Annotated in this window: 17 protein-coding genes and 5 tRNA genes; 4 read left to right on the forward strand and 18 right to left on the reverse strand. The window is 32.9% G+C overall.

What is annotated here, in order from left to right; genetic code table 11:
- Positions 1-58: 58 nt before the first annotated feature.
- From BM238_RS07040 to rplK, 7 genes are all read right to left on the reverse strand, one after another.
- A complete protein-coding gene (locus BM238_RS07040) occupies positions 59-835 on the reverse strand; it encodes a hypothetical protein (protein WP_143093363.1) in 777 nt (258 codons plus the stop codon).
- 253 nt (positions 836-1,088) lie between these two features.
- Positions 1,089-2,876: an SdrD B-like domain-containing protein gene (locus BM238_RS07045; RefSeq protein WP_090079494.1), complete on the reverse strand. Its 1,788-nt coding sequence runs from the start codon at positions 2,874-2,876 to the stop codon at positions 1,089-1,091.
- A 98-nt stretch (positions 2,877-2,974) separates the two neighbouring features.
- The gene (locus BM238_RS07050; protein WP_090079495.1) at positions 2,975-3,496 is read right to left on the reverse strand and encodes a hypothetical protein; all 522 of its coding nucleotides are present in this window, start codon (positions 3,494-3,496) and stop codon (positions 2,975-2,977) included.
- Positions 3,497-3,744: 248 nt separating this feature from the next.
- Positions 3,745-4,113, reverse strand: coding sequence for a 50S ribosomal protein L7/L12 (rplL, locus tag BM238_RS07055; RefSeq protein ID WP_090079496.1), 369 nt, complete (start codon positions 4,111-4,113; stop codon positions 3,745-3,747).
- Between the two features lie 51 nt (positions 4,114-4,164).
- Positions 4,165-4,767 (reverse strand): 50S ribosomal protein L10, encoded by a 603-nt coding sequence (rplJ, locus tag BM238_RS07060; protein WP_090079497.1) that lies wholly within the window; start codon positions 4,765-4,767, stop codon positions 4,165-4,167.
- Between the two features lie 13 nt (positions 4,768-4,780).
- Positions 4,781-5,470 carry a 50S ribosomal protein L1 gene (gene rplA, locus BM238_RS07065; protein WP_090079498.1) on the reverse strand — a complete coding sequence of 230 codons (690 nt, stop codon included), beginning with the start codon at positions 5,468-5,470 and terminating at the stop codon, positions 4,781-4,783.
- Positions 5,471-5,481: 11 nt separating this feature from the next.
- Positions 5,482-5,925, reverse strand: a complete 444-nt coding sequence (rplK, locus tag BM238_RS07070) for a 50S ribosomal protein L11 (protein WP_090079499.1) — start codon at positions 5,923-5,925, stop codon at positions 5,482-5,484.
- 252 nt (positions 5,926-6,177) lie between these two features.
- On the opposite strand from rplK, the gene BM238_RS07075 reads away from it, so the two are divergent.
- The 3 genes from BM238_RS07075 (at position 6,178) to BM238_RS07085 (ending at position 8,749) form a co-directional block, all read left to right on the forward strand.
- Entirely contained in the window at positions 6,178-7,170 is a 993-nt protein-coding gene (locus tag BM238_RS07075; protein ID WP_090079500.1) for a polysaccharide deacetylase family protein, read from the forward strand.
- A complete protein-coding gene (locus tag BM238_RS07080; RefSeq protein ID WP_090079501.1) occupies positions 7,167-8,243 on the forward strand; it encodes a GNAT family N-acetyltransferase in 1,077 nt (358 codons plus the stop codon). Before BM238_RS07075 ends, BM238_RS07080 begins: the two co-directional genes overlap by 4 nt.
- 95 nt (positions 8,244-8,338) lie before the next feature.
- Positions 8,339-8,749: an OsmC family protein gene (locus BM238_RS07085; RefSeq protein WP_090079502.1), complete on the forward strand. Its 411-nt coding sequence runs from the start codon at positions 8,339-8,341 to the stop codon at positions 8,747-8,749.
- Between the two features lie 94 nt (positions 8,750-8,843).
- On the opposite strand, the gene BM238_RS07090 is transcribed toward BM238_RS07085, so the two are convergent.
- From BM238_RS07090 to tuf, 5 genes are all read right to left on the reverse strand, one after another.
- The gene (locus BM238_RS07090; RefSeq protein WP_090079503.1) at positions 8,844-9,857 is read right to left on the reverse strand and encodes a zinc-binding alcohol dehydrogenase family protein; all 1,014 of its coding nucleotides are present in this window, start codon (positions 9,855-9,857) and stop codon (positions 8,844-8,846) included.
- 211 nt (positions 9,858-10,068) lie between these two features.
- Positions 10,069-10,611: a transcription termination/antitermination protein NusG gene (nusG, locus tag BM238_RS07095; protein ID WP_090079504.1), complete on the reverse strand. Its 543-nt coding sequence runs from the start codon at positions 10,609-10,611 to the stop codon at positions 10,069-10,071.
- Positions 10,612-10,632: 21 nt separating this feature from the next.
- Positions 10,633-10,839, reverse strand: coding sequence for a preprotein translocase subunit SecE (gene secE / locus BM238_RS07100; protein WP_090079505.1), 207 nt, complete (start codon positions 10,837-10,839; stop codon positions 10,633-10,635).
- A 12-nt stretch (positions 10,840-10,851) separates the two neighbouring features.
- Positions 10,852-10,922 (reverse strand) — tRNA-Trp (locus BM238_RS07105).
- A gap of 53 nt (positions 10,923-10,975) precedes the next feature.
- A complete protein-coding gene (gene tuf / locus BM238_RS07110; RefSeq protein ID WP_090079506.1) occupies positions 10,976-12,163 on the reverse strand; it encodes an elongation factor Tu in 1,188 nt (395 codons plus the stop codon).
- Between the two features lie 335 nt (positions 12,164-12,498).
- Here tuf and BM238_RS07115 point away from each other — a divergent pair, with 335 nt between their 5' ends.
- On the forward strand, positions 12,499-14,016 hold the full coding sequence (locus tag BM238_RS07115) for a DUF4394 domain-containing protein (protein ID WP_221404928.1): 1,518 nt from the start codon (positions 12,499-12,501) through the stop codon (positions 14,014-14,016).
- A gap of 119 nt (positions 14,017-14,135) precedes the next feature.
- On the opposite strand, the gene BM238_RS07120 is transcribed toward BM238_RS07115, so the two are convergent.
- The 6 genes from BM238_RS07120 to BM238_RS07145 form a co-directional block, all read right to left on the reverse strand.
- Positions 14,136-14,207: transfer RNA gene (locus BM238_RS07120), tRNA-Thr, on the reverse strand.
- A gap of 46 nt (positions 14,208-14,253) precedes the next feature.
- Positions 14,254-14,326 (reverse strand) — tRNA-Gly (locus tag BM238_RS07125).
- Positions 14,327-14,398: 72 nt separating this feature from the next.
- Positions 14,399-14,479: transfer RNA gene (locus tag BM238_RS07130), tRNA-Tyr, on the reverse strand.
- 20 nt (positions 14,480-14,499) lie between these two features.
- Positions 14,500-14,573 (reverse strand) — tRNA-Thr (locus tag BM238_RS07135).
- Between the two features lie 100 nt (positions 14,574-14,673).
- Positions 14,674-14,964 carry an HPF/RaiA family ribosome-associated protein gene (locus tag BM238_RS07140; protein ID WP_090079508.1) on the reverse strand — a complete coding sequence of 97 codons (291 nt, stop codon included), beginning with the start codon at positions 14,962-14,964 and terminating at the stop codon, positions 14,674-14,676.
- 115 nt (positions 14,965-15,079) lie between these two features.
- Entirely contained in the window at positions 15,080-15,961 is an 882-nt protein-coding gene (locus tag BM238_RS07145) for a tyrosine-type recombinase/integrase (RefSeq protein ID WP_090079509.1), read from the reverse strand.
- Positions 15,962-15,992: the final 31 nt, after the last annotated feature.

Raw genomic sequence — 15,992 nt, forward strand, 5'->3', positions numbered from 1 at the left:
GTATATGATTTCGAGCAACCAAACATCTTATTATTGTGAATGGTCTAAATTTAAATCTTTATAACTTAGTTGAATTGGAAAAGACGTTTGGCGGAGCTCTAAGAGAAAGATTTGCACGATTGCAGACCTGCAAAAAAACAAATTTGGGATAGAATTTTTGTTTTACTACTAAAACAAAATGATGTATGAAAAATATATAATTTGATTCCGAGAGAAAATATTCTTTTATCAAATTGTTTGGAACAATAACACCATTTAAGAAAAATGATGATTTCTGAATAAAATCGGAATCAGAAAAAGGTAAATTTGAAAATTTAATAATTGATATTTCTGATGCAATATGTTCAATATTTTTTATTATTGTCGTTTTGCTCTTATTTTTTTTCGCAATATCTTTTGTAATAATTCCAGGTGAATTAATTTCTTTTTGTGAAATTTTTATTGAATAATCGGGATTCTTATGATTTTTTTTAACTGAAAAAAAAATCTCATCAGAATTATAAATATAGACTCCTTCCGAAAAAATTATATTAACTCCATTGACAGAATAAATTTGCTCCGAGTCCATCTTTATTGTCGGGATATTAGTCAATACTGAAGGACCATTAATTGCTTTGGAGGTAAGAACGATCGCTGAATTATAAACAGATACATTTCCTTGCACTGTAATAATTTTATCTTGAATAGGTGGAATAGCACAATTTATTAAAGCTGTCGCATTAATAAAAACTGGATTTAAGAAAAAAGAAAATAATAGCAACGGAGTGTAGAGAGAAGAAATTCTACTCTTACAACAGTTAGGTATTACTTCCTTAGGAAATAATTTTTCGATCAAATGTGTTTGTGTTTATGACAATATATCTTTGCAAATATATTTCACTGCAAATATAGAAAAAGTTAGCGATAAGTTAGACGAGTTAATAATAATAATAAGAAATAACTCAGAAAAATTTCAAATCATGAAAACACCTTTGAAATAAATTTTTTATAAAACGATGTAAACTATAATCACTAAAATATTACACATTCTAAAAAATAAAAAGACCTCTTCTCTCAAAAAGGTCTCCATTTTTTTTGTAAAACTATATCTACGGACAAGCTTGCTTGTTCATACACTTCCAGCTGAAAGTAGCACCATTGTCAACAGTTGTGTAAATTTTCAGACATTTTGCTTCCTGATCATAAACGAGCATTCCTTCAATTGGATTAGGAATGGCATTAACCGTAGCCGTTTTAGCAATTCGATTAACTACAAAACCTTTGGTTTTAGATTCCATCGCTGTCCAGGCACCTTTCCTAACCATTGGCCAGTTATCCTGAGCCGCGCCGGCTCTTCCCAAAGATGTAATTCCCTGAGTTGTATCTAATGAAGTACCGCCTGTTGCAGCAGGTTTATAGCAAAATTCTTCTACTTTAATAAAGATTGTTGCTATATTGCTCGTCAAATTAGCATTATCTTTTACAATATATTGCACTGATGTAGGGTTGCCAATAAAACCAGCAGTTGGAGTGAATGTCAAAATACCGGTATTATCAACGAACCATTTCCCCTGCGCGGCAATTGTGAATCCTTTCAAAAGACCATTGGTTATAATCAAATTTGTCGCTCCAGAAGGCGCTGTTAAATTTATTGAAGCAGGAATCAAAACGCCACTGTTTGGATCAAGGTCGTTTGCTAAAATATTTGAGGAAAGAATCGTATTGAATTGCGTGGTATAAACATCATCTTTTGCAACTGGTTGTTGATTTATACCAAAATTCCTCTCAGTAATTGGAGTATCTGCAACAACAGTTCGCAAAACATTTGTCGTGTTTACGTCAGCATTTCCTACTATTACAAAACCACTTGGTGTGGTTAGTTCAATTGTATAAATACCACTTGACACATTTGTAAAAGCATAATTTCCATTTGCGCCGGTTGTCGTTGTTTTAATTACACTTCCAACAGAATTTTTTAAGCTTAAAGTTGCATTAGCATAACCATTTCCATCGGGCGTTCCTGCATTATTATCATTAAAAACTACACCCGTAATCGATTGTTTTATATTTATTGATCTGCTGTTATAAGCCGTGAATGCTGTATCACTGTCACCAGAAAAAACCTGCACCAATTTTACGACCTGACTTTGATTTTGTTTGGTAAGGCCAAGCTCAGACCAATCAAAAGCCAATAGACGAAGATCTCTGCCTGGGGAAGAAGAAACACCAGTATTGTAAGTCGGCGGATCAACATTTGCGTTATAAAATTTCCAGTTAGCAACACCAACACTTTTTACGGTGCCGAAATTAACGATATATTTATTCCCAACAATATTGTTATTAGCATCAACAAAATAGTATTCATCTAAAGACGAAGAATTTCCCGGATCTCCAATCTGTGTGATGACAACATCAGGAACGCCATCATTTATTGAATTAGCATCAATACTCACAATTTCAAAAGATACCTGACCGGATTTTGGAAAATTAAAAATTCCTGTTCCCAAATCCAGTCCGTTCGGACCATCGATAAGGTATTTTGTTAAATTATTTTGAACCGGAACCGGCGTCACATTTCCTAAACCGCCAAAAGCTTCTCCTACTCCTATAAAGGTATTATTCGATAAAACCGTTTGTGACAAAAATGTAGAAAATGCTCTAAAAGAAGTTGGATTAAAAGAAACACCTTTAGTTCCTAAAAGCACATCATTGATCCCAGTAGAATAAGTGGACTGATTCCAGGTGAAAGCCAAAAGATTATGATCATTATTAGGTTTTATTGATGTACCACTTTCCCAGTAACCACCAAAATCAGAATAAACTTTTGTAATCGCGACCTGTGCAAAACTGAACATCGTAGTGAGAATAAAAGAAAGAAGTAATATTTTTTTTACCATTGTAATTTTATTATGCTCAAGAAATCAATATTTAAACTGAAAATAATGAAATTTAAAGCGAATTCGTTTTAAATAAAAAAAGAGAAAAATTGTAGATTTTAAGAAGGTTTCCAAAAAGACCAAACAGTTCCGTTGAATGTTGCCATTTGATGGCTTACAGTATCATAAACTACCATTCCTGCAGAAGGATTGATAATATTTAAGTAAGGATTTGCCACTTTTGGAAGAATCATTGCTTTGTCGGTATCCGTTAAAACTAAAATTCCGGGAGCCGTGTCTGTTGAATTATCTTTACCAATTGCAACTTTTGCCGTTAAATTTTCCTGTAAAGTATTTTGAATCTTAGTATCAACCACACCTGTTAGATCTGTGGTGTAATCCATCCAGGAACCATTACTTTTAAATTTAATTTTTTTATCAACGATGTCGAAAATCATTGTGCCATCAACCGCACCGCTTGTTGCTGCAGAAGAAGTAACCCAAGGTAGAATAACGCCTTTATTTGCATTACCAAATTCTAAAGAAACGGAACTGTTTGTGGTTGAATTTTTTCCGATTGCGACCTGCGAAAATGTGGAAATACTAAATAGCACGGCCAGTAGAACAATATTATTTTTCATCAAATTGTGTTTAAGTCGTTGATTTGTGTTGTTGACCCGAAATTTCGGACTGCAAAGGTAAATATAAATAATCAATAAATATGCTATTATTATTATGAATTTTATAAATCGCAGTCTTATGACTTACAAGCCAAAATCCATATACGAAAAAAATGAAATATAGTTTTAAAATCATTATTTTTAAAATAAAAGACATAAAAAAACCTTTTCTTTCGAAAAGGTTTTTTTTAGTAAAGTGTGAAAAGAAATTATTTAATCTCTACTTCAGCACCTGCTTCTTCTAATTGTTTTTTCAATGCTTCTGCAGCATCTTTAGGAATTCCTTCTTTAATTGCTGTTGGAGCAGAATCAACCATGTCTTTAGCTTCTTTCAAGCCTGCACCGGTTAAGTCTTTTACCAATTTCACAACTGCTAATTTAGAAGCACCTGCAGCTTTAAGAATTACATCGAATTCTGTTTTTTCTTCAGCAGTTTCAGCACCTCCGCCTGCACCTGCAACAACAGTTGCAGCAGCTGGTTCGATACCATATTCATCCTTAAGGATAGTTGCTAATTCATTTACGTCTTTTACTGTTAAGTTTACTAGCGATTCCGCTAAAGTTTTTAAATCTGACATTGTTGTAATGTTTTGTTGTTAAACGATTTATTGATTTTGTTTTGAGTATTTTTATTCTGCAGCCGGAGTATCTTCTCCTTTTGCAGGTTCTTCAGTTGCAGTTTCAGCCGGAGCTTCAACATTTGCCTCTGGTGTAGCTTCAGTTGCTTCTTCAGAAGCAGCATCACCTTTCATTTTGTCTTGATTTTGCAATGCAGCAATTACATTTCTAATTGGAGACTGTAGTAATCCGATGATCTCACCAAGCATTTCTTCTTTCGATTTAATGTTTGCAAGAGTCTCAAGATTTTCATCACCAACGTAAACTGTACCGTCTAATATTGCAGATTTCAAAGAAGGAAAATCTCCTTTTTTTCTAACTGTTTTAATTAGTTTTGCCGGTGCATTTGCAATATCAGAAATTAATAATGCAGAATTTCCTTTAAATGTTTCAAACATTTCAGAATAATCTACACCTTCTGTCTGCTCCATTGCTTTTTGAAGTAAAGTATTTTTTACAACTTTCAGCGTGATATCATTTTTAAAAGCCTGTCTTCTGAAATCTGAAGTTACAGCAGCGTTCAAACCATTAAGGTTAGCCACATAAACATTCTTTGCGCCCTTTAACAAATCTTTTATTTCCTGTATCGCAGTTACTTTATTTTCTTTAGTCATTGTTTCTCAGGTATTAGTTTGTTTTAGTATCAATTGCAATTCCCGGGCTCATTGTAGAAGACAAATAAATGCTTTTTACATAAACACCTTTCGCAGCAGTTGGTTTCAATTTATTTAAAGTCTGGATCAATTCGATTGCATTCTCTTTGATTTTCTGAGCATCAAAAGATACTTTTCCAATCGCAGCATGAATGATACCGTATTTGTCAACTTTAAAATCAATTTTACCAGCTTTTACTTCAGCAACAGCTTTTCCGATATCCATAGTTACAGTTCCGGATTTAGGATTTGGCATTAAACCTCTTGGGCCTAAAATTCTACCCAAAGGTCCTAATTTACCCATAACAGCAGGCATAGTAACAATAACGTCAACGTCCGTCCAGCCTTCTTTTATTTTCTGTAAATATTCATCTAAACCTACGTAATCAGCACCAGCTTCTTTTGCTTCTGCTTCTTTCTCTGGAGTTACCAAGGCTAAAACTTTTACGTCTTTCCCAGTTCCGTGAGGTAAAGAAACTACACCACGTACCATTTGATTTGCTTTTCTTGGATCTACACCCAATCTTACAGCAATATCAACAGACGCGTCAAATTTCGTCGTATTTATTTCTTTCACTAAAGAAGAAGCCTCATCTATATTATAGATTTTATTTGCATCAACTTTGCTTAAAGCTTCTTTTTGCTTTTTTGTAATTTTTGCCATTTCTATTAGTTTTAAGCGTTAGTTGGTTTAGTTCCTGATACTTTTAAACCCATAGATCTTGCAGTTCCTGCTACCATTGTAAGCGCAGAATCCATTGTAAAGCAATTAAGATCTGCCATTTTATCCTCAGCAATTTTTTGAATTTGTGCCCAGGAAACAGTTCCAACTTTAAGACGATTTGGTTCACCAGAACCTTTCTTTTGTTTTGAAGCTTCTAACAACTGAATCGCTGCTGGAGGCGTTTTAATTACAAATTCGAAAGATTTATCCTCGTAAACTGTAATAGAAACCGGTAAAACCTGTCCGGCTTTATCCTGAGTTCTAGCATTAAATTGTTTACAAAATTCCATGATGTTCACACCTGCAGAACCCAAAGCTGGGCCAACTGGTGGAGAAGGATTGGCAGCGCCACCTTTCACCTGGAGTTTCACCATTTTAAAGACTTTTTTAGCCATTTTCTTTTTTTTAAAAAAATTAATAATTTATGAATGTGGAAGCATTTATAAATCTGCAGTTTACCTTGCATTTGGTAACTCTACATTTCGGACTGCAAAATTAAGAATCTTTTTGGATTATGCAAGATATAATTGCTTCAAATTTTGAGTTTACTTTAAAAAGTAAAATCTTATTCCACTGAATTTCATATTTTTAAATTTTGATGAGAAAACTCTGAGTAATTTTTATATTTTAGAAGATTATTAAAACAAATGCTCAAGCAAAATCTTAAAAAACTAAACAAATTCATTCCTTTTCAGGCTAAATTTCCTTTGCCGTTTGTAATTCCTTTGTATCATTGCATTTCTGATGAACATTTACCACATTTAAAACAAGTTATCAATTATAAAAACACCAAAGAATTTGAAAAAGATCTGGATGAAATGTCGAAAAAATTTGATTTTGTAGAATGGGATTTTTTTAAAGAAAATTACAACAAAAGCCATAAAAAGCCTATTGCTATGTTGACTTTTGACGATGGTTTAATTGAATTCAAAGACGTTGTTTTACCTGTTTTAAAAAGAAAAGGAATTTATGCTATCAATTTTGTAAATCCCGCATTTGTAGATAATTCTGAAATGATGTTTCGTTTTAAAGCAAGTTTAATTCTGGAAAAATTTAAAAACAATAATTACAAAGTTTCACCAAGCATTCAAAAGTTTTTAAACTTAACTAAAAATACGCGCGAAGAAATCACGGGAAAAGTTCAATCTATTTCCTATTTAGAAAAAGAAAAATTAGATATTCTTTCTGTTTACTCTGAACTAAATTTTAAAGATTATCAGTCGAAAAACAAAATTTACATGAGTTTAGAAGATTTACAACTTGTTAAAAATGACGGCTTTGGAATTGCCGCACACAGTTGGGATCATCCTTATTATTTTGAACTTTCTCTGGAACAACAACTTGAAAATACCCAAAAATCGTTAGATTTTATGACTGAAAACAATTTTGTTAATGATGCTTTTGCTTTTCCTTTTACCGATCATAAAGTGTCAAAATATTTTTTTCAAAAACTTTTTGACCACAATGAAAATTTGAAATTAACTTTTGGAATCTCCGGAATTAAAATCGATGAATTCCCTAAAAATCTACACAGAATTCCCATGGAAAATGGCTTTTCTGCGAAAGAAGAAATTTCATTTGAGAAAAATTATTATCAGATCAAGAACTTACTAAATAAAAATATACTTCAGCGATCATGATAGAATTGAAAACTTTTAATAAAACAGAATTAGAAAGCCTCATAAAATCTGATGATTTTAAGAATTTTCCCTTCAAACCAATCACAATTCATCGCGCCGTTTCTCACATTAATAATCCACGTGCAAAAGAAGATCAGACACTTTTAATCCTGGCTTTCAGTGAAAATAAATTGGCCGGATATATCGGTATTTTACCGGATGAAATTTATAAAAATCAACAGTTATTTGCTTGCGGTTGGCTTAGCACGTTATGGATCGATCCCAATTTTAGAGGAAAAAAAATTGCGCAACAACTTTTATCAAAAGCCTGCGATGAATACAGCGGCCATATTTTAATTACAGAATTTACGCCTGAAGCCGAAAATATGTACAAAAAAAGTGGCTATTTTGATTATCAGGATTCACTAAAAGGCCGTTCCTATCATCTTCTTTCAAATTTAAAAAACATTCTTCCGCATAAAAATAAGAAATGGCAAACTGTTTATCCACTTTTAAATATTTTCGATTTCAGTGTTAACTCAATCATAAAAGCTGCAAATAATTTTAAAGAAAATAACAGATTAAATTTTAAAACTGAAAGCCATTTAAATAAAGAATCTGAAGATTTTATTAAATTAAATTCAGAAAAAAACAGCTTTAACACAGATTTAAGAGAAATAAACTGGATCACAAATTATCCCTGGATCTTATCTTCAAAGCAAAAGGACGAAAACTATCATTTCTCAGATTATTGCGAAAATTTTGAGTATGTACTTTTAAAAATTTATAATTCAGGTAAACTGGAAAGTATTTTTATTATTTCAATCCGCGACAAAAACGCTAAACTTCATTTCGTTTTTGGCAAGCAAAATGGAACATCATCAAAAATTTTACTTCACTATTTAAGAAAGAATAATGTATCTAATTTTATTTCCTTTGAAAAAACTTTGAATGAATTTTTGGATAAAAATATTTTCTTTTATAAAAAAGAGCGTAATCGAAAATTTTTGATGCATAAAACTCTGAAAAGTGAACTTGGACAAGATTTTAAATTTCAGATTTCAGCTGGTGACAGCGATGCGGTTTTTACGTAATAGATTTTACAAATGTTTGATAATTTCCTAAAAAATAAAAATTGGTAACATCTTTGTTTAACGAAATAAAGAATATTAATATTTAAAAAAATAAAATGAAAAGAACTGCAACAGCCATTTGGAATGGTACTATCAAAGAAGGAAAAGGAAATATCACGACTTCCAGTAAAGTTTTAGACGAAGTGCCTTATTCCTACACTTCAAGATTTAAAGATGGTCCGGGAACAAATCCTGAGGAATTGATCGCGTCTGCGCACGCCGGATGTTTCACAATGAAAGTGAGCGGCGATTTAGCTGAAGCTGGTTTCACACCTACAAAATTAGAAACTACTTCTGAGGTAACTTTAGAAGATGGAAAAATTTCTAAATCTGAGTTGACATTAACCGCAACAATTGAAGGGATTTCTGAAGAAAAATTTCAGGAATTAGTGGAAAATTCTAAAGAAACATGTCCTGTTAGTCAGGCCTTGAATATGGATATTACTTTGAAGGCGACTTTAAATTAAAATTATATTTTTAAAATAAAAACAGCAAAGATCTTAATCTCTGCTGTTTTTTTATGTTCTATTTTCAATTATTTAAAAAGCTGGTATAATATTTTTAAAATTTTAAAACCACCTTACCAATTGTTTTTCCCGATTCTAAAAGTGCATGTGCCTCCTTTAAATTTTCTACAGAAAAACCTTTTATTGTCTTATTTAAAGTAGATTTTAAAGTTCCGTCATCTAGTAACTTAGAAATAATATTTAAAATTTCATGTTGTCTGATCATATCTTCAGTTTGAAACATGGCGCGCGTAAACATCAGCTCCCAGTGAAAACTCACACTTTTACCTTTTAACTGTTTTAAGTTGACTGGTTCTGTAGGATCGCTGATTGATCCAATTTTTCCCTGCGGTTTTATAAGTTGTACGAAAGCATCCCAATATTCATTAACATCAACAAAATCCAGGATAAAATCTACTTCTTTAAATTCTGCATTTTTAACTTCCTCAACAAGATTTTTATGATTTACCACGAAATCTGCACCTAAATTTTTACACCAATCTTCGGTTTCTTCGCGGGAAGCAGTTGCAATTACCTTTAAATCTAAAAGTTTTTTAGCCAATTGAATTGCTACAGAGCCAACGCCGCCGGCACCGCCAATTATTAAAATTGATTTTCCGGCATCTTTTTCCTTTGATAAACGTAATCTGTCAAACAGAATTTCATAAGCGGTTAATGAAGTTAAAGGCATTGCAGCAGATTCTTCAGTAGAAATATTTTTTGGCGCAAAACCGACAATTCTTTCATCTACTAATTGATATTCCTGATTAGAACCAGGTCTTGTAATATCTCCGGCGTAGAAAACTTTATCACCTTTTTTAAATAATTCTGCTTCATTTCCAACTTCTTCCACAATTCCTGTTGCATCCCAACCAATAATTTTTGGTTTATCCTGAACTTTGTCTTTAAAACTGTTTTGCCGGATTTTATAATCTACGGGATTTACGGAAATTGCTTCGATTTTTACCAGTAAATCTTTTCCATTTGGTTTTGGTTTTTCAATTTCAAATTCTATAAAACTGCCTGCATCCTTTATTGGTAATGAAGTTTTAAATCCTATCGCTTTCATTTATTTAAATTTAATTAATACGAATATACTGCTGTTTTTGAAATTTTCACTTTAAAAATGATACAAATTCCTAGTTTTAAATATTTGAAAAATGTAAATATTTAAATATTGATTAATGTAAGATTTTTAAACATTAAATAAATATAATGATGAAATTTAAGACAAAAAAAAACCATCTAAAAAAAGATGGTTTTATATAATTTTAAAGTAATTAAACTTTTTCTACCTGCATGAAACTCAGTTCCATTGGTGTTTTTCTTCCGAAAATCATTACTGAAACTTCTATTTTTTTCTTCTCTTCATGAATTTTTTCTACAGTTCCATTGAAACCATTGAAAGGACCGTCTGTTACTTTTACGCTGTCACCAACTATGAATGGAATTTCCATATCAACTGCAAATTCAGAAAGTTCATCCATTCTGCCAAGCATTCTGTTTACTTCAGATTTACGCATTGGAACTGGATCACCACCTTTTGTTAAACTCAAAAAAGAAATAACACCAGGAATATTCTTAATAATGTGAGGAATTTCACCGTGAAGATTAGATTCCACCATTAAATAACCAGGATAATACGGCTTTTCGCGTGGTGTTTTCTTACCATTCCGCATCTGGATCACTTTTTCCATCGGAATAACAACCTGAGTAACATCATTCTCGAAACCCAGCCTTTTCATTTCATTCTCAATATAGGCTTTCACCTTATTTTCTTGCCCGCTAATGGATTTTAGGACGTACCAGTTAATTTCACTCATCTCTTTTGGAAAATAATATTTTTAATGAAACAGGTTAATTAAGCTACCTACCACGTTTTTGATCGACGTGCTAAATGCTGAATCGACTCCAAATGTAAATAATGCTAAAAGCACCGAAGTCACAGCAACTACAGTTGTAGAAGACTGCAGCTCCGACCATTTCGGCCACTCTACTTTTTGTGTAAATTCTGTATAAGAACCTTTTAAAAATTCTACTAATGAACTCATAATAATATTTTGCACGGGCACTAGGATTCGAACCCAGATCAACGGTTTTGGAGACCGGTATCCTACCATTGGACGATGCCCGTAGATTAAAAAAATTCCGCAAGTTTCCCTGCGGAATTTTTTAATTTAATGTAAATTAGTCTAGGATTTCAGTAACCTGTCCTGCACCAACTGTTCTACCACCTTCTCTAATTGCAAATCTAAGACCTACGTTAAGAGCGATTGGTTGTAACAATTCAACAGTAATAGTTAAGTTATCTCCCGGCATTACCATTTCTACACCTTCTGGTAAGAAAATCTCACCTGTAACGTCTGTAGTTCTTACATAAAACTGTGGACGGTATTTGTTGTGGAATGGAGTGTGACGACCACCTTCTTCTTTTGAAAGAACGTAAACCTCAGCTTTGAATTTTTTGTGTGGTTTTACTGAACCTGATTTTACGATAACCATACCTCTTTTAATGTCTGTTTTTTCAACACCTCTTAAAAGGATACCAACGTTATCACCAGCTTCACCTCTATCTAATATTTTACGGAACATTTCTACTCCTGTTACAGTTGATGTTAATTTTTCATCACCCATACCTACGATATCTACACCATCTCCAGTGTTGATAACACCTGCTTCAATTCTACCTGTTGCAACAGTACCACGACCTGTAATAGAGAATACATCTTCAATAGGCATTAAGAATGGTTTGTCAACATCTCTGGTTGGCAATTCAATCCAAGTATCAACAGCATCCATCAATTCTTCGATTTTCGCTACCCATTTTGGATCTCCATTAAGACCACCTAAAGCAGATCCTTGAATAACTGGTGAGTTATCACCATCATATTCGTAAGAAGAAAGAAGATCTCTTACTTCCATTTCTACTAATTCTAATAATTCTTCATCATCTACCATATCCACTTTATTCATGAATACAAGTACATTAGGTACATTTACCTGACGACAAAGTAAAATATGCTCTCTTGTTTGTGGCATTGGTCCGTCAGTAGCCGCAACTACTAAAATTGCTCCGTCCATTTGAGCAGCACCAGTTACCATGTTTTTTACATAATCCGCGTGACCTGGACAGTCAACGTGAGCATAATGTCTATTTGCAGTTTCATACTCGATGTGAGCAGTATTGATTGTAATACCTCTTTCTTTTTCTTCTGGTGCAGAATCGATAGAAGAGAAATCTCTTGCTGTTCCGAATCCTTTATCAGATAATACTTTACTGATTGCTGCAGTAAGTGTTGTTTTACCATGGTCAACGTGACCAATAGTACCAATGTTCAAGTGGGGTTTGTTACGATTAAACGTTTCCTTTGCCATGATTTTAAATATTTATTTTGATTTTACTTAATTGATTTTTCAGTGCGCAAATATAGTGAAATTTTGAATAAAAAAAATTATTTGATTTAATTTAATAACTTTTTGTATTCAAATTTAAAATGTTTTGCACCTAAAGAAAAATTTGAAGTGCAAAAGTACAAAAATTTTTAAAAATATGAAAACATAGTCCTTATAGTATTTAATCGATTTCTGATGATTTATTTTCACTAAAAACAAATAATCTATATATATTGTGAAAAACTAAATCCATAATTTGAACTATTCCGCAAATAATGTTTAATCGAAATTTATTATTCACTTTAATTAAGAAAACTATGAAAAATTTATTTAAAACCTGCCTTGCAGCTTTTGTACTCGTCTCGGCATTATCATGTCAAAACAACGACATGAACGAAATGATCCCTGCAGAAATTCCTGCGAGCGTGGGTCCAAACACTTTAGTTTACGGCCTTACGCAAACCAACGAGCTTGTTTTGTTTAACGCTAATAAACCATCAGTTTTTACATCAAAAACTGCAATAATCGGTGTAACAGCTGGAGAAAAAATTCTAAGTATTGATTTTAGACCTGCAACAGGTGAACTTTATGGAGTTTCGGATGCTAGCAAATTTTATATTATCAATACATCTACAGCCGCTGCAAGATTAGTAAGCGCAACTCCATTCGTTCCTGCAATTTCCGGAACGATCGCATCAATTGACTTTAACCCAACGGTTGATCGTGTGAGATTAGTTACCAATACAGGTCAAAATCTTCGTTTAAATCCTGAAAATGGTGTAATCGCTGCGGTTGACACAAACATAAATGGTGGTGCATCACCTTCAATCTCAGGTGTTGCTTACACAAATAGTGTTTCTGGCGCATCTGCAACAGTATTGTATGATTTAGATGCAACAACCGGAAAACTGTACAAACAGGATCCACCAAATAATGGTGCTTTAGTAGAAGTTGGTGCTCTAGGATTTACATTTACAGGACAGGCTGCTTTTGATATCAGTCCTGATAACGGCGCAGCAATCGTTGCAGCAACAACCGGCATGACCAACAGACTTTACACTATTGATCTAAATACTGGTAAAAGCACAAATATTGGAGATCTTACACAAAAAATTATTGATGTAGCGTTACCAACAAATCCAGTTGCATACTCAGTAACTATGGGTAATGCATTGCAGATATTTAATCCAAATAACCCAGCAGCTCCAGTTTCAAAAGCGATCACAGGTTTACAAGCTGGTGAAAATGTTTTAGGTATTGATTTTAGACCTTTAAATGGTCAATTATATGCCTTAGGAAGCTCAAGTAGAATCTACACACTGAATTTAGGAACTGGCGCTGCAACAGTAGTTGGAGGTCAGTTGACAACATTATTAAACGGAACTGATTTCGGTTTTGATTTTAATCCAACTGTTGACAGAATTAGAGTGGTAAGTAATACAGGACAAAATTTACGTTTAAATCCTATTGACGGAACTTTGACTGTTGACGGATCGATCAATCCAGGAACGCCGTCACTTAGCTCCGCAGCTTATACTAATAATTTTGCCGGTGCTACAACTACAACATTATTTGTAATTGATGCAGTTACAGGAAGATTATACCAACAAAATCCAGCAAATAGCGGAACTTTAGTTGATGTTGGCGCTTTAGGCATTACCATTACAGCAACAAACGGTTTTGATATCGGAAGCACAAGCCAAAAAGCTTATTTGATGGCAACTGTAGGTATTGACACAAAATTATACACGGTAAATACTGCGACTGGCGCATCAACTGTATTATCAAGTTTTCCTAACATTGTAAGAGGATTCTCTGTAGGTTTAGGATTTTAATTCATATCAAATTTTCATTAAAAAAGATTCGGAATATTAATTTATTCCGGATTTTTTATTTTTAAAAATTAAATGAATTAAATAAAAAAAATCCCTCAAAAGTGAGAGATTAACAAGTGAGCCAACTACGGGAATTGAACCCGTGACCTCTTCCTTACCAAGGAAGCACTCTACCGCTGAGCTAAGTCGGCAAAAAATAAAAAAATCACAAATGAACAAACTTTTGTGATTTTTTTGAGCGAAAGACGAGGGTCGAACTCGCGACATTCAGCTTGGAAGGCTGACGCTCTACCAACTGAGCTACTTTCGCAATTTTTGTTTCCAAAAATGATGGTAAACGTTTCGCAAACGCTATAAATAAAACTTCTTATAAAAAAAAATGTGGGGAGAGCAGGATTCGAACCTGCGAAGTTTACACAACTGAGTTACAGTCAGTCCTCGTTGGCCGCTTGAGTATCTCCCCAATATCTTTTTTCTAAACAGAGCCTCCAGAGGGACTCGAACCCACGACCTGCTGATTACAAATCAGCTGCTCTAGCCAGCTGAGCTACGGAGGCAAAGATTTTAAAGAACTACTTAACTGTTTTTGCGAGTGCAAATATAACATAGTTTTTTTTAAATCTACAAATATTTTTTAGCTTTTTTTTATATTTTTTTTTAAGCTAATTCTTTCTTCTTGATTAGCAGTTTTTTAGCTACCTCAGTACAAAGATCTAAACTTTCCTCAAAGCTTGCGCTGGTCTTTTTTACGACGATATCTTCACCCGGAACGCCCAATATGATCTCTGCTGTTTTGTTTTCTTTATCAGAATTATTTTCAACCTTTAAAAAAACTTTACAATCTATTATTTTATCATAATAAGTGTCTAGTTTATTTAATTTTTTTTCTAAATGTTCCTCAAGCGGTGCATGCGGCGTTAATCCGATGGATTTTACGTGTATTTTCATATTAAAATTTTTGTTGTTTTATCTGGTAATTGGTTTATCGCTTTTCTTCAACTATTTTTTAGAAAATTTATAAATAGCGATCTTATTTTAGTAAATTTTGATTAAGATTAAATTATTATTCTTTTTTACTTGCCCTCGGATGCGAAGCATTTAAAACTTTTTTTAACTGCTCAATATTTGCCGAAGTGTAAACCTGTGTAGAAGCCAAACTGCTGTGCCCCATTATTTTTTTTATTTTGCTTATCTCCGCACCATTCTCTAAAATATGAGTTGCGAACGTGTGCCGTAATATATGTGGACTTTTTTTCTTCTTCAGAGTTACAAGACTAAGATAGGAATTAACAACCGAATAGACAAATTTTTCATTTAATTTACGGCCTTTTTTAGACACAAAAAGATACATCTCACTATCTTTCAATGCTTTTCTTTCCTCTTTAAAATAAACTAAAAGCTTTGAAGCAAGATTTTCAGAAATAGGAATAATTCTTTCTTTATTGCCTTTTCCTACAACTGTAATTTCAAAGTTTTCGAAATTTACATTTTTGTTTAAAATGCTGCATAACTCGGCTTTTCGGATGCCGGTCTGATAAAGCACTTCCACAAGACATTCTCCAAGTAAATCTGATTTATCATCGAAAATCCGTTCCAGATCATCCATTTCATCTGTTGACATTGGGATCTGTTTTTCGGGGTAAAATTTTAAAGCTGAAAGGCTTTCAGCAGGATCAATATCAATTTCCCTGATTTTTAAAAGGAAAAGATAGAACGATTTTAAACACGAAATTTTTCGGTTAAGACTTCTTTTAGAATAATTTTTTAACGACAGATCAACAATAAAGTTGCGAAGCACCAATTTTTGAGCTTTTACGATATCATCCATTGCCTCTGTTTCCAAAACAAATTTTTGAAAATCATATAAATCTTTGGCATAGCTTTTCACGGTATTTACAGAATACCGTTTTTCAATTTCTAAATATTCTAAAAACTTTTGGATCATAAGTAAAAAAAATCACCTCTCAAATATACGT

Source organism: Halpernia frigidisoli (genome assembly GCF_900113805.1).
GTDB classification, from domain to species: domain Bacteria; phylum Bacteroidota; class Bacteroidia; order Flavobacteriales; family Weeksellaceae; genus Halpernia; species Halpernia frigidisoli.

Coding starts and splice junctions, on each gene's coding strand:
- BM238_RS07045 (WP_090079494.1), bottom strand. CDS start 2,876: ATGGTAAAAAAAATATTACTTCTTTCTTTTATTCTCACTACGATGTTC.
- BM238_RS07050 (WP_090079495.1), bottom strand. CDS start 3,496: ATGAAAAATAATATTGTTCTACTGGCCGTGCTATTTAGTATTTCCACA.
- rplL (WP_090079496.1), bottom strand. CDS start 4,113: ATGTCAGATTTAAAAACTTTAGCGGAATCGCTAGTAAACTTAACAGTA.
- rplJ (WP_090079497.1), bottom strand. CDS start 4,767: ATGACTAAAGAAAATAAAGTAACTGCGATACAGGAAATAAAAGATTTG.
- rplA (WP_090079498.1), bottom strand. CDS start 5,470: ATGGCAAAAATTACAAAAAAGCAAAAAGAAGCTTTAAGCAAAGTTGAT.
- rplK (WP_090079499.1), bottom strand. CDS start 5,925: ATGGCTAAAAAAGTCTTTAAAATGGTGAAACTCCAGGTGAAAGGTGGC.
- BM238_RS07075 (WP_090079500.1), top strand. CDS start 6,178: ATGCTCAAGCAAAATCTTAAAAAACTAAACAAATTCATTCCTTTTCAG.
- BM238_RS07080 (WP_090079501.1), top strand. CDS start 7,167: ATGATAGAATTGAAAACTTTTAATAAAACAGAATTAGAAAGCCTCATA.
- BM238_RS07085 (WP_090079502.1), top strand. CDS start 8,339: ATGAAAAGAACTGCAACAGCCATTTGGAATGGTACTATCAAAGAAGGA.
- BM238_RS07090 (WP_090079503.1), bottom strand. CDS start 9,857: ATGAAAGCGATAGGATTTAAAACTTCATTACCAATAAAGGATGCAGGC.
- nusG (WP_090079504.1), bottom strand. CDS start 10,611: ATGAGTGAAATTAACTGGTACGTCCTAAAATCCATTAGCGGGCAAGAA.
- secE (WP_090079505.1), bottom strand. CDS start 10,839: ATGAGTTCATTAGTAGAATTTTTAAAAGGTTCTTATACAGAATTTACA.
- tuf (WP_090079506.1), bottom strand. CDS start 12,163: ATGGCAAAGGAAACGTTTAATCGTAACAAACCCCACTTGAACATTGGT.
- BM238_RS07115 (WP_221404928.1), top strand. CDS start 12,499: ATGAAAAATTTATTTAAAACCTGCCTTGCAGCTTTTGTACTCGTCTCG.
- BM238_RS07140 (WP_090079508.1), bottom strand. CDS start 14,964: ATGAAAATACACGTAAAATCCATCGGATTAACGCCGCATGCACCGCTT.
- BM238_RS07145 (WP_090079509.1), bottom strand. CDS start 15,961: ATGATCCAAAAGTTTTTAGAATATTTAGAAATTGAAAAACGGTATTCT.